12 protein-coding genes are annotated in these 13,994 nt (G+C 36.6%); 1 reads left to right on the top strand and 11 read right to left on the bottom strand.

Annotation, left to right across the window (positions count from 1 at the left end):
• Positions 1–120: 120 nt before the first annotated feature.
• The 5 genes from ACFVT8_RS00355 to ACFVT8_RS00335 all read right to left on the bottom strand — a co-directional run bounded on the left by ACFVT8_RS00355 (position 121) and on the right by ACFVT8_RS00335 (position 7,087).
• Entirely contained in the window at positions 121–3,342 is a 3,222-nt protein-coding gene (locus ACFVT8_RS00355; RefSeq protein WP_387082468.1) for a DNA translocase FtsK, read from the bottom strand.
• Positions 3,343–3,622: 280 nt separating this feature from the next.
• Positions 3,623–4,237 (bottom strand): YtpR family tRNA-binding protein, encoded by a 615-nt coding sequence (gene ytpR / locus ACFVT8_RS00350; RefSeq protein ID WP_387082469.1) that lies wholly within the window; start codon positions 4,235–4,237, stop codon positions 3,623–3,625.
• Entirely contained in the window at positions 4,234–5,058 is an 825-nt protein-coding gene (locus ACFVT8_RS00345; protein WP_387082470.1) for a DUF1444 domain-containing protein, read from the bottom strand. Before ACFVT8_RS00345 ends, ytpR begins: the two co-directional genes overlap by 4 nt.
• A 356-nt stretch (positions 5,059–5,414) precedes the next feature.
• A complete protein-coding gene (locus tag ACFVT8_RS00340; protein WP_387082471.1) occupies positions 5,415–5,936 on the bottom strand; it encodes a DUF84 family protein in 522 nt (173 codons plus the stop codon).
• A gap of 74 nt (positions 5,937–6,010) precedes the next feature.
• Entirely contained in the window at positions 6,011–7,087 is a 1,077-nt protein-coding gene (locus ACFVT8_RS00335; RefSeq protein ID WP_387082472.1) for a M42 family metallopeptidase, read from the bottom strand.
• Between the two features lie 314 nt (positions 7,088–7,401).
• On the opposite strand from ACFVT8_RS00335, the gene ACFVT8_RS00330 reads away from it, so the two are divergent.
• Positions 7,402–7,716 carry a hypothetical protein gene (locus ACFVT8_RS00330; protein ID WP_132357247.1) on the top strand — a complete coding sequence of 105 codons (315 nt, stop codon included), beginning with the start codon at positions 7,402–7,404 and terminating at the stop codon, positions 7,714–7,716.
• Positions 7,717–7,797: 81 nt separating this feature from the next.
• Here the strand turns inward: ACFVT8_RS00330 and ACFVT8_RS00325 are convergent, their stop codons facing one another.
• The 6 genes from ACFVT8_RS00325 to dat form a co-directional block, all read right to left on the bottom strand.
• Complete coding sequence (locus ACFVT8_RS00325; protein ID WP_387082473.1) at positions 7,798–9,024, bottom strand: carboxylate--amine ligase; 1,227 nt, start codon at positions 9,022–9,024, stop codon at positions 7,798–7,800.
• A gap of 247 nt (positions 9,025–9,271) precedes the next feature.
• On the bottom strand, positions 9,272–10,135 hold the full coding sequence (locus ACFVT8_RS00320; RefSeq protein ID WP_387082474.1) for a YtnP family quorum-quenching lactonase: 864 nt from the start codon (positions 10,133–10,135) through the stop codon (positions 9,272–9,274).
• Between the two features lie 11 nt (positions 10,136–10,146).
• Positions 10,147–10,794, bottom strand: coding sequence for a tRNA (guanosine(46)-N7)-methyltransferase TrmB (gene trmB, locus ACFVT8_RS00315; protein WP_387082475.1), 648 nt, complete (start codon positions 10,792–10,794; stop codon positions 10,147–10,149).
• Positions 10,795–10,906: 112 nt separating this feature from the next.
• Positions 10,907–11,839 carry a diacylglycerol/lipid kinase family protein gene (locus tag ACFVT8_RS00310; protein WP_387082476.1) on the bottom strand — a complete coding sequence of 311 codons (933 nt, stop codon included), beginning with the start codon at positions 11,837–11,839 and terminating at the stop codon, positions 10,907–10,909.
• Positions 11,840–11,842: 3 nt separating this feature from the next.
• Positions 11,843–12,847, bottom strand: coding sequence for a nuclease-related domain-containing protein (locus tag ACFVT8_RS00305; RefSeq protein WP_387082477.1), 1,005 nt, complete (start codon positions 12,845–12,847; stop codon positions 11,843–11,845).
• Between the two features lie 291 nt (positions 12,848–13,138).
• On the bottom strand, positions 13,139–13,993 hold the full coding sequence (gene dat, locus ACFVT8_RS00300) for a D-amino-acid transaminase (RefSeq protein WP_387082478.1): 855 nt from the start codon (positions 13,991–13,993) through the stop codon (positions 13,139–13,141).
• Between the last annotated feature and the right edge of the window lies 1 nt (position 13,994).

Raw genomic sequence — 13,994 nt, 5'->3', positions numbered from 1 at the left:
TACTATTCATCACATCTCGTCTATTATAGCACTATTTATGCATAAGGATAAATGTGTAACTTTTCTAAAAATACTAATTTCGACGTGAATAAGATAATCTATACGAAAACAATGTAATTCTTATTCAAACATAGCAATTAAATCTTCTTCTGTAATGTAACTTTCTCGTGGTTTACTGCCACGTGCCTCAGACACAAAGCCATGCGATTCCAACATATCAATTAAACGAGCAGCACGATTATAGCCAATATGATATTTGCGCTGAATCAAAGAAGTAGAAGCTCCTCCCTGCTCATAGACAAATCGACATACATCCTCAAACAGATCATCTTGCTCAGCAGAAACTTCCGTCTTCTTTAACAGTTCCTCTTGATCGAATATATAATCAGGCTCTCCTTGCTCACGAACATGCTCAATAATCGCTTCAATTTCATCATCTGTCACAAATGTACCCTGTAAACGCACAGGAGCAGACATACCATTACCCAAATATAACATATCGCCTCGCCCAAGTAATCTTTCTGCACCTTGCCCATCTAAAATAGTACGCGAATCGATTTGTGAAGATACCGCAAAAGCAATACGTGTAGGAATATTAGATTTAATAAGCCCTGTAATAACATCAACAGATGGTCTTTGAGTTGCAACAATTAAATGGATACCGCAAGCACGTGCCTTTTGCGCAATACGACAAATCGCCTCCTCTACATCTGCAGGAGACATCATCATTAAATCTGCCAATTCATCAATGACAATTAAAATATACGGTAATTTTAAGCTATGTTCATTATTTTTATCCGCAATTGCATTATAACGTGTAATATCACGTGCACCTGCATGCGCAAATAACTGATAACGACGCTCCATTTCTTCCACTGCCCATTTCAGAGCGGCTGTAGCAGCCTTCACATCTGTAATAACTGGGCTAACTAAATGTGGAATATGATTAAATGGTGCTAATTCTACCATTTTAGGGTCGATAAGCATCAGCTTTAATTCATGTGGTGCAGCTTTATATAATAAACTAACCAAAATCGAATTGATACAAACCGATTTACCAGAACCTGTAGCTCCGGCAATTAAACCATGTGGCATTTTTCGTAAATCAATGGTTACTGGCTTCCCTGTTAAATCCAGACCCAATGCTGCTTCTAACGGCGAATCTGACTCAAGGAAAGAAGGACTATTTGTCACTTCCGATAATCGAACAGCGCGAGATACACGGTTCGGTATCTCAATGCCAATTGAGCTCTTCCCAGGAATCGGAGCTTGGATGCGGATGTCTTTCGCTGCCAGTGCAAGTTTCAAATCATCTGATAGATTACGGATTTTGCTAACCTTCGTACCATGACTCACTGTTATTTCAAATTGTGTCACAGCAGGTCCTTGCATAATGGATTCTATTTGAGCTGAGACTTGGAAATAAGACAAAGCTTCGACCAGTGTATCTCCCTGTTGCTCCATCCACTCAGTATCTTGCGTTTTTTCCTCAGGTGGCTCTAAAAACTCATCATCTGGCTTTTGATACACATGCACAGGTTTTTGAGGTGTTTCCATTACTTCTTCCACTAATATTTCTTCTAATACAGGAGATTGCTCTAGAAATTCTCCTGTATTAGACTCCTCGGGAATAACTACATTTTCGTTTTCGATAGCAGGCTTTTGTTCTGTAGTTGCTTCTACTTCCATTTCGGTAGTTGCAGAAATTTCGTCGAAACTCTCCACATCAATCACTGTTTTTTCTAATGTCGAAACGTTAGACATTGATGAGACTGGTGACATTGTAATGACTGATACACTCTCTGTTGCAGCATTAAATGGAACAGTATTTTGAATAGAAACTTCTTTTTCCTCCGTCGACTGTGTAGCTGTTTTATTGTCCAACTCTAAATCGCTAATCTCTAAATCTATAGATTGCGGAACTTGTTCTTTATAGGATGGAGTAGTGTTTTCAATAGAAACCTCTTTTTCCTCTGTCGTTAGTGGTGCTTCATTATTGCTCAGCTCTAACTCACTAATCTCTAAATCTATAGTTTGTGGCAGTTCTTTATTGGATGACACTAATTGAGGTTCTGCATCCAAAATAGTAAGCTCAGAAGAAGGCTCCTGTTCCTCTTGGTCTTGTTCAACAATTGTTGTTGTCGGCTTCGTGTTTTTAAATTGCTGTTGGATTTTCCATTTCTCTTTATCAGTTTTTAGCATTAAAACATTAAATGGAATACCACTTTTTTCTTTCTTTTCTATAGATTGCTCTTCTGAAGATTGTTCTTGCAATACATCTTGCTCATTGTCTCCATTCATTGATGGCTGAACTACTGTAACCTCACCAATATGGATGGTAGAATTTTCAATTTGCAATTGTTCTACAACTACTTCTTTTACATGAATTTCTGATTGATCAGCTGAAAGTTGTTCAACATTCAGCTCATGCTGAACGGCTTCTTTCACTTGTTCTTCAAATTCTACAGCAAAAGAAGTTGTTTGAAGCACGGGTAATTCCGATTTCGTTTTATCACTAGGATGATTTGTTTCGTCTAATTGATCATCAAAAGTAATCGGTTGCTTTACTGGTGTTTCAATTGTTTCAGGGATTTCAAGCTGTTCGAGCTCATCTTTTCGAACTGTGCTAAAAGGCTCTTTTTCTTCTAGTATATTTTCAATAGCCTCATTTGTTGTCGCTTCTTTTAAAGACTCAGATGTTGTAGATATTTCTGACTCTTTTTTGTCGTGCTCTTCCTTGCGTTTCTCTAATAACTGCTCAATTGGGCTCGGCTTAGCAAAACCATAGACTGGTGACGGAACATCACTTGGTACAAAACGCTTGCGATTTTCAGATAAAGCACTTTCTTCTGTTTTTTCTACACGATAATTCGAATCTTTATGCGAGGTCGGTAGCTCATCTTGCGCATCTCGAAAAACAAGACTTGCCTTTGAACGATTCACCTGTTCAGGCTGACTTCTTGTAATCGTCGTTCTACCGGTTCTCTTCGTCCGATTTGCTAATAATTCTCGAATGCCTGAAACCTCAATATCATAAACACTCGAATCCACAATATGATTATTTAAATGCTTCGGTAGCGATAAATCTTCAATTTGTCCGGAGTATGCATCGTCCATTTGATTGAATGCTTCTTTTGATGATGGCGTTGATGGTGGAGCTGAAAATTCCTCATCCTCAATTAACGGAAAACGAAAGGTTTTTTGCTTTGCTACAGTTGTTTCTTTAAATGAATGTAGCTGCTCAGATTGTTCTTCTTCATAGTCTTCATAAAACTCTTCATATTCGTAATCATTGTCATCTTTATTTATAAATTTATTCATTTGTTTTTTTAACCAATTCACATTGTTCACTCATTTCTCTTACACTTCATTTATAGCATTGTCTTTATTAAATAAAAAACTACAATGTCTATAACAAAAAGCATACCATAAAAATGTTATAGAAACTTGCATTTAGAGGCTCATTCTAGACAAAAAAATCGTTATGTTACTAGCATATTAGTAGCATAACGATTTTAAGTATATATAATCAATTTTGTGTTAGCGTTAATTGTTCTATCGAATAGATAAAACACTGTAGCTGTCGCTTTACTTTCACACAGCTAAACAGCTTTCGAAGGTTTTATCTAGTTGGCGTTTCAAACGCACTACCAGTTATCGCATCTTCTGGTAATACTAAAATTCCTTTTTCAGAAGGTGCATTTGGAATTGCTAATTCGCGTGCTGAACATAGCATACCGTATGATTCAACACCTCGCAAATTACCTTCTTTAATAAGCATTCCAGAAGGCATTACTGCACCAATTTTGGCTACGACAACCTTTTGACCTGCTTCTACATTCGGTGCGCCACATACAATTTGTAATGTGTCTTCACCTACGTTTACAGAACAAATGCTTAGTTTATCAGCATTTGGATGCTTGTCCTTTGTTTCTACATAGCCTACAACAAATTTTGGAGAAAAATCTACATCAAGGCTGATTACAGCTCCATTTTTTGCAATAGCTGCTTCCAGTTGTGCTACTAATTCTGGAGTAACTTCAACTAGACCTTTTGCATCAGTTTGAATATAGTTGCTAGCATTAAATAAATTAAATGCTTTAATTTCTCCTGTTTGTGCTTCCTTTAAAATAGCGATATCACCTGCACGCTCTACCTCTGTTTTCACGATTGATTCTGTTGCTAATTGTACTAGCAATACATCGCCTACATGTTCTTTGTTGTAAAATACATTCATTGTTTCCCTTGCTCCTTTTTAACTCTGTTTTTTGCTAATATAAAGATTGGTTCTAGCTCCCCATCTTCATAAATAAAAGATAATGACGTAATCGGTACTGTACCGACAGTGAAAAAATGCATCGTCATCTGCGCTAATACATCATACCCTGTTTCATTACGAATATCACCAACTATTAATACATCCTGATGTGGTACAGATAGCGTCATGTCACCCTCAATGTTAGTTTGCATTTCTTTTAAGAAGCTTTCATTTAAAATGCGACTTGCATCGTAACCATCATTAGCATTAACAAAATAGAAAATATTCCCTGCAACTTCATCTTTCTTATAAACAGTTGGTAGTTGCTTTACAGAGAATCGTGCCATTTCACGAATTTGCTCTACTGTTAATTGTAGTACCTCTAACATGGATTCATCAATAAAACGATAGGTTTTTCCTAAATCAAGCGCATAAAATATACGTGTTTCAGCCGTATGTTCAGTAGTGATGAATGCATGTCCCTCCTTCGAGGCTTGAGGGTAGGATGTTGCGCGAATAACTGGATAAATTTGTGTAGTAGTTTGGAATCCTTGTTCCATCTCTTGCTCCATAGCATTAAAGGTTTGCTCGATTGTATAAACGACTTCATCGATTGCAGCGCCTTGCTTATCATTATATTTTGTTAAAATGCCTGGCAGAGATAGCTCCATCCCTTTTCCAATTTTTTTATGGTTTAAGCGTAATTTATCGTGCTTTTTATCAAATTCAAAATCAAACTTATCTTCATTCAATCGTTGTTTTAATAGGGACACAAGTTGTTCTGATTTAATTTGTTTCACGTAGCTCACATCCTTTCTTCAAAATCAATTTAGTTTTGGCATATTTGCCAGTAATAAATTGCCACAGGCCGTGACGTTTATACCTCTATTCCAGCAAGATAAATGAAGGGAAAACGGCTCACATGTTTGTGAACCGTCCTGTTCAAAACTATCCAATTATTTAATCTTAACCGAATGAGCGATTTTCGTCATCTTGTGTAAATTATTTTTTATATGTTTTGTCTGAGAAAGGATCGTCATTTTAACAACACCGCTACTTACAATTAACTCAAAATCATTTTCATGCTCGGATTTTGAAACAACTGCAAAGCCAAAATACTATCCTTAAATATTTTAAGTTGCAACTTTAAAAGACACTATTCATGTGCTAAAGTAAATAAATATTGGCCAAGAAGGAGCGAGACTATATGTTCGAACATCATCTGACGACTCACTAATCCTTGTGTAAAAATCCCTACAGCCCCCGCACCTTGTCGGATATCTAGACGTTGTGTATATTGCTCCATTACAGGTCCTAGTTCCTTCCCAGCTCTTATTTCCTGGGCAATTTCTTCTGGTAATATAATTTGTGCGCCAGCAGCTGTATAGGTTGTTCCATTTGATACTGTAAGTGCTCCCCAGTTACAAACATACATAACACCATCAATTTCAGTCACTCCACCTTCTAGTCCAAACGATAATTGCGCATCTGTTTTATTGATGGCGTTTTTCGAACGGTTTATTGCTCCCAATCGTGTTTCTTCATGAGTCATCGGTTGCTCAGAAACTTGTGAAGCAGCTTTAACGTAGGTGAAATTCGGTTTATCAAAATATTTTCTAGCTATAACTTCAACTGCCTCTGTCTTTGCTTTGTTTGTTGTCCCAATAGCTATGTTCATTTTTCAAATCCCTCTTTCTTTGCATAGAAAAAGATGCCCCTAAAGGCACCTTCTAACTTCTTTCGGGTGTTACATTACACATTAGCGCGAATCGTTTCTAATGTCGAACGATCTGCTTTTTTCACTAGTTCCACAATCAAAGCTTTTGCAGCTGCATAGTCATCAATATGAATAATTGACGCTGATGTATGAATATAGCGTGAGCAAATACCAATTACTGCACTAGGAACACCGTCATTTGCTGTGTGCACACGGCCTGCATCCGTACCACCTGGTGACACAAAATATTGATAAGGTATATGATTCGTTTCGGCAGTATCTAAGATGAACTCACGCATGCCTTTATGCGTAACCATCGTACGGTCAAGAATACGTAATAATGTCCCTTTTCCAAGTTGGCCAAATTGATTTTTGTCTCCTGACATATCATTTGCAGGCGAAGCATCTAGAGCAAAGAATAAATCCGGTTTAATCATATTTGCGGACACTTGAGCACCACGCAAACCAACTTCTTCCATTACATTCGCACCTGAATATAAATGCGAAGCGAGCTTTACATCCTTTACTTCTTTCATCAATTCAATAGCCAATCCACAGCCATAGCGGTTATCCCAAGCTTTGGCCATAATTTTTTTCGGATTGGCCATTGGTGTAAATGGGCAGACAGGGATAATAGATTGACCCGGACGAACGCCAAGTGCAATAGCATCTTCTTTATTATCTGCGCCAACATCTATTAGCATATTTTTAATATCCATCGGTTTTGAACGCTCAGCATCCGTTAATAAATGTGGTGGTATTGATGAAATTACACCAGGAATCGCACCATTTTTAGTAAATACTTCAACACGTTGCGCTAGCATAACCTGGTTCCACCAACCACCTAATGTTTGAAAGCGAATCATCCCATTATCGGTAATAGAAGTAACCATAAATGCCACTTCATCCATATGGCCAGCAACTAACACTTTTGGTGCATCAGCAACTTCACTATGCCTCACACCGAAAATACCCCCTAAATTATCTTGAACGATCTCATCTGAGTACTTTTCCAACTCAGTACGCATGAATGCACGTACCGCATGTTCATTACCCGGCGCACCTGGTAATTCCGTTAGTGTTTTAAATAATTGTAATGTTTCCTCTTTCATGATGACTCTCTCTCCCCACGAAGTAGAATATTCTTCCTTGCCCATTGTAACATATTTATCTATATTCAGCAGAAGACTCCCATTTTTTAATAAGTAGAGATAAATGAGAGTGTCATTCATCTTCTAAAGGTTATCCTAAATTTGCTGAAATATTTATCTGCGCAGAAGTGAAGCGACAGCACAAGTACTCTCAGGCAAAATTGATTTCCAAATTCGAAAAATTGATACATTTCCTAAAAAGTGCTAAAGTGTGAACGTGCATTCACTCCGCATGCTATGTTAAAATGAAGCTATAGAAAAAGGAGGAAAAAGGCATGAAATTACGTGATTTTTTAATTGGTGTTGCTACTGGCCTAGCTGCCGCAGTCATTGTTAAAGAAGCAAGTGAAAAGGTTTCTCCGTATGTACCTGCAGGACAAGTACTCGAAAACATAAAAAAGGAATTTAAAAAGGATTCACCGATTGACGGCTCTTGGATTTTTATGAAAACAGACAATTTTTCTAACGGCATTATGACTATTCCTGTATATCGTGGAGGTATCTCTCGTATGCATGAAGGCGAAATGCAAACATTTGAATTTGCTGCAGACGCTCGCTCAGGTGTTGTAGTAGAGCTAACAGAAGTATAACCCTACTCAGTAATACACGATCAAATATTATAGAACCCTAAAAAAGAAGCCATCTCAGTTATTTGAGATGGCTTCTTTGTTTTACTCAGTCAATCCTTTATTGTTAAAGTATTTTTTATATTTTCGATAATAATTCAAATTATTTAACGTGAGCTTCACCCAACGTTTCGCATTCATATCTTGATTAAAGTAAAGAGAGTTTGTATATTTCCCTTCACGAATTAATTTTTTAGCTTCTAGTTTAAGTTTTTCATTTGATGCATATTTGAATAGTACACCTTTAGGAATAATCATCCATAAATGCTTGTCCTGAACATAAGTTACTTCCTGTTCAATATTTAACATATGGTCATCAGCTACATACTTCATTAAATTATGACCACTTGCTGTTACATAATAGCTAGAGCGGCCATTACGTAAGTTAATTTCAAACAACTTATACTGCTTGTCACGCATATCGTATTTCATATCAAAGTTAGCAAAGCCTGTATAACCGATATCCTCTAAGAAGGAGCGTACTTGATCCATTAATTCTTTATCGTATGTTGTAACGATAGCTGCGTAACTACCTATTCCTTCAGGTGAATGCTCCTCTAAGATTGGGTTTCCAAGACACATTAGCTTCACTTTGCCATCTTTCCCTACATACGCATTTAATACACGCATATAAGAATCATCACCTGGAATGAATTCTTGAATAATCATTGTATCTTGATAAGTTGAGCTATAGATCGCTTTTAAAATAGCCGTTTTTTCCGCTTCATCATTCGCAACGAAAACTTTTTTCTTACCTGGGAATTTACATGCCCAGTATTCCACCGAGTTCGATGCCTTTAAAATAATTGGGTAATCAAATGGTGGTGTAAAGTTTTCGTAATTATCTGCTGTTACAGTCGTCGTACCTGGATATTTAAAATCGTACTTATCACACATTTTATAAAAATTTTCTTTTAATAAAATTTCATCCATAAGTGATTCATCAATATATGGTACTGTAAAATGCTCCTGCAATGCTGGCTTATTTTTGATAATAAGCTTTGCATAATCATCTCCACAAGCTAACAACAGAAGTTTTTTATCAGAATATTTTTTCGCTACCTTTGCAAGTGCTGGTGCAAATACATCCTGTTCATTTAAGCGATCAATCTCTTCGAAATTTATGATATGACTATCTTGCGTTGCCGTTAAATGTGAACGTCCTAATACAAGTGGTTTAATGCCATATGCTTCATAAAATGCACGTGCCATACCATATGCATTCATATCTGATCCTAGTAATACTGGTAAAAATGGTTGCTCAGTTGCCATGTAATTTCAACTCTCTTTTGTGTTTTAGTATAGCTTTTAGTGTATCATATTTTCCAAAATGTTCACGAAAAAAGTGTCAATAAAATGGGGTATAGACAATTAAGCATATCTTCATAACGTTAAGTTGATTTCTGTCCCTACTATACAACTACAATAATTTTTATCACATACATTAATTTTATTGACACAATAGTTTTCAACACTATAAAAAAACGTGCGAACACATAAGGTTCACACGTTCTATTAATTAGAATGTAATAACAGCTTGTCTACTACGTTCTAGCTTATCAACAATTTCTTTACCTGTTTCATCCCATTTTATCATGCGGTAATACGCATCATGGTAGAAGATAAAGCCGTAGCCATTCGCAAGCGCTTCTTTCATTATACGTTCCTTCGCAAAAACACTTGCCATTGGATAATCGTCATACGCTAAAACCCATAATGGATTTTGATGTGCATGTGTCGGCATAATATCTGCCATATGCAATAATACTTCGCCATTTTGAGTCAATTTTATAATGGCATGTCCATCACTATGTCCACCCGTATGGATCATTTCAATACCCGGAGCTACCTCTAACGTACCTTCATACGTTTCTACTAAATGCTGAACTGGCTCCCAGTTTTCTTTCCAATACGTATTTTTCGAGCGAATATTTGGCTCACGCATTTCATCCCATTCGATTTTTGTTACAAAGATTTTGGCATTCGGGAATGTTGGTACAAGTATATCATCTTCCCATTGCGTTAAACCTCCAGCATGGTCAAAATGTAAATGCGTCATTAATACTGCATCAATATCAGCTGTTGTTAATCCTAGCTCCTGTAAGCTAGCCGCTAATGTTGATTCCTCAGTTACCCCAAAGTTTCGCAGCTGCTTTTCATTTAATTTGTTAAAGCCAACGCCAGTATCAATAATATAGTTTTTGCCACCATATTGAATTAAAATCGGCTCAGTTGGTAGCTCGATTTGATTTTTTTCGTTGACTGGATATTTGCGTGACCAAAGTGGTTTTGGTACAACGCCAAACATAGCACCGCCATCAAGGCAAGTGACACCCCCGTTTAGCCATGATAATGACATATTGTGAAACTTTAACTGATCCATCCATACTCCCCCTATTTAGTAAAGAATTGCGATTCTAGACGATAAATTGGCTGTCCTTTAGCAGAAAATTTCTCCTCATATTCAGTCATAACATTATCCTCTGGCATATTCGCATGTAGGTCGAGTGATACATACTTTAGTAACATACCATATTCAGACATACTCATTAATGAATACTCAAACAAACCACGGTTGTCCGTTTTAAAATGGATTTCCCCCTCATCCACTAAAATCGACTCATATAATTTCAAAAAATCCCCGTGCGTTAAACGTCGCTTAGCATGGCGCGTTTTTGGCCAAGGATCTGAGAAATTCAGATACACACGATCTACATCATTTTTTGCAAAAAATTTATTTAAATCTGCGCCATTTACTTTTAATAGTCGTAAATTCGCTGGAGATTTAGCCTCAATAATTTTTTCCAATGCACATACAATTACACTGTCATAAAGTTCAATGCCAATATAATTTATATCCGGATTTTGTAAGGCCATACCTGTGACAAATTGTCCTTTCCCAGTACCTACTTCAATATGTAGTGGGTTGTCATTTCCAAAAACAGCCTGCCAATTCCCTTTAAAGTCTTCAGGGTTTGGAACAATCACCTCTGGATGATTCGTAATCATTTCCTCCGCCCAAGGCTTATTTCTTAATCTCAATTTTCTTCCTCATTTCTTTCTCATGAAATTATTGATTTTTTATAGTATAACGTATAACCATAAAATTCGCATGAAATTATTGCGAAATGATATTTTAGTGATAGGCTATTTTTTAATGTTCCTTTGATATAACCTGCCAAGCATTACGTTGCACTGTACAATGAATATTAGTTCCCTCTCTAATTTCTCCAATATAGTTACCATCCGTATGACAATCAACGTTATTTGCTTGCACGGAAATGTTGAATTGATCGCCTTGCAAAAAAGTAATCTCTTTAAATTTTGTATGTTTTTCAAAAAACACAGTGACAAATACTAGCAGTAATTTAAGTCGTGATATACCGTGAAGAATTGTTATTTCGATCTGTCCATCATTCGGTTTAGAAGACGGGGATATTTTCATTCCCCCTCCGAAATAAGGTTGATTGCTCATCGCAACAAACCATACCTGCTGAAATTGCCATTCTTGATTGTTCGCACGAATAGTTACATCAAAGCGTTTAAAGCTAAATAGCCCTCTTACAACTGCCGCAGCGTAGGATAGCTTGCCGAGTCCGATTTTATTGAGGTAAAACTTCAAACGAGATTCATTAATACGCTTTGTGACAAATGCATCAAAGCCTACACCAGCATTATTGACAAAGATTTCGTGCTGCGGATCTCCAAAGTGAACGGCACCAACATCCATTGGGAGGTGAGCCATTTCTGTTTGTATATAGCTTTCAATTTGAAAAGCATTTTGAAATGTAGTAAAGTATCGTGCGAAATCATTCCCTGAGCCCGCACGGACTACACCAATCACTATAAATTTATTATGTACAACACCACTAACAACCTCATGTATTGTGCCGTCACCGCCAACTATAACAATTAATTTTTTTGTTTGAATATCTTGCGCCCAATTTTTTGCAAGTTCCTGTCCATGACCCTCATATTCTGTAAAGGCGACTTCATAGTTCATTGTTAATTGTTGTTGAAGGTGATGCCAAACTTTCTTACCTTTACCGTGCCCTGCTGCTTCATTCACAATAAATAATACTTGCATTCATTAATCCCCGGTTGGTTGAGAAGATTGCTGCCAAATATCTCGATTAAAGGATGTTGTTTGTACATTATTTAAAATCGTTTGAGAAGCGCGAATTTGCATATGCTTCATAGGAGAGGATACTTTCCGTAAATGCTCCATCCACTCTCCATAATTTCGTCGATCAACAAATTGAATTCCGTAAGGTGACCCTGGATAATCGAAATAGCCATTCTGTGTTAAAATAACTTTGCGAATTGGCATATCTATATCGTCCTGCTTAAATAATTGAGTTATTACAGATTCCATACGATTTAAATTTATCATCGGATTAAGAATTTTCGAATCCTTCGTTCCTACTTTTTTTATCCAGAATCGCTCACTGCCTCCTACATATACTGCTTGATTTTCCGCTTCTAGCACTGTTATACAAATACATTCTGTCGGTGACATTAGCACGACATCAAGCTCTATGGGTGCTTTTCTAATTTGTAAAATCGGATAATAAAAAAGTAAATAATTATCCGGTAATTTTTGTAACAAACTTCGTAGTAAGGGGTCACGCATAAAACGAGGATCTACATACGACTTTTCACGTAATGTTGAACTTGCCCATTTCATTTGGAAATGGAAAAATTGATCGATAAACATTCGTTTTAATTCATGAACAGATTGTGGTGCATAGACAATTTTTGGTTCAAACGTTAAAGTCGTTTCTTCTTCTGGTATGCTATCTTCATCACTCACTAGTTCATTCGTTATTTCTATTTGCTCAATGTCCTCATTTTCTTCCTTTTGACGACCTGCAAATATTTTTTTTAAAAAAGAGAACCTCTCTTTTTCTTCGAAAGAATTATTTTCTGAATCGTCGACGGTATGTTGCCACTCACTTATTTCTTCTCCTAACTCCCACTGTTGCTTAACACGCTCCCATTGACTTTTCTTTAAGCGTACAAATTGTGTAGGATATCTTGCTAAATCAATTTGATAGCGTGAAATATAATCTTGTAATTTAACTAATTGTGCCATGTGTTTTGGTCACTCCAATCTTACTCGCCCTATATCTAATTTGCCTTATTTCGCCACTATTTCTTAGAAGACAAACCAATCACAATATAGCTGTCGCGTTGCTGAATATAGATAAAAAGACATTTGCATTCATTACATCGACATTTGTTCTTTGACTTTAAATCCCGATAGTAATTATTCTGTAGTCCATCTTATTTATTTTACATGACGTTCCAGGAGAAAACATCCATAATTTGTTCTATAGAAAAAGAGAACTACCCAAGTTTAAGGTAGCTCTCTCTTAGAAGATTCTTATTTCGCATTAATAGAAAGCGGTAATTTCGCCTCGAATGCTTGCTGTAATTTACGAGTCCATTCACCTGGAACTCCTGCACCGATTTTGTTTCCATCAACATCGATAACAGGTGTTACTTCAGAAGATACAGATGATACAATTACTTCATCCATTGTTAATACATCTGCCTTCGTCATTGGTTCTTCAATAACAGGTAAATTAATTTCCTCAGCACATTTCAAAATAACTTGGCGTGTAATACCGTTTAAAATGAAGTTATTTGCAGGGTGTGTATAAAGCTTACCATCTTTAATGCCATAAACATTTGCTGATGAACATTCTGTTACGATGTCACCGCGATGTAAAATTGCTTCATAGCAGCCTTTTTCAGATGCTTCCTGCTTTGCCAGTACAGCACCTAATAAGTTTAAAGATTTAATATCACAACGTAACCAACGAATATCTTCTACAAAGGTAGCCTTAACACCTTTTTCAAAATTACCATATGAACGTTCGCCAATTTTAACGTTCCCTGTTAATACAGCTGGAACATTTGCATCTGGGAAAATATGATTTCGAGAAGTTGTACCACGTGTGATTTGGAAGTAAACATGACCCGTTTCCAAATTATTTTTTTCGATAAGTTCATGTAATAATTTGTGTAATACGTCTTTAGTATAAGGAATGACAAGACGAATTTTTTCGGCACTCGCATAGAAACGATCAATGTGTTCTTGTGCTGTGAACATATTTCCGTTATAAACTTTAATTACTTCATAAATGCCGTCACCAAATTGGTAACCTCTGTCTTCTGGAGATATTGCAATAGATCCTTCTTCAACGATTTGATCATTCCATAATGAATATGCCATG

Source organism: Lysinibacillus sp. NPDC058147 (genome assembly GCF_042884205.1).
Taxonomy (GTDB): Bacteria; Bacillota; Bacilli; order Bacillales_A; family Planococcaceae; genus Lysinibacillus.
The sequence above is the reverse complement of the archived record's forward strand: the minus strand, read 5'-3'. Positions and strand labels throughout refer to the sequence as shown.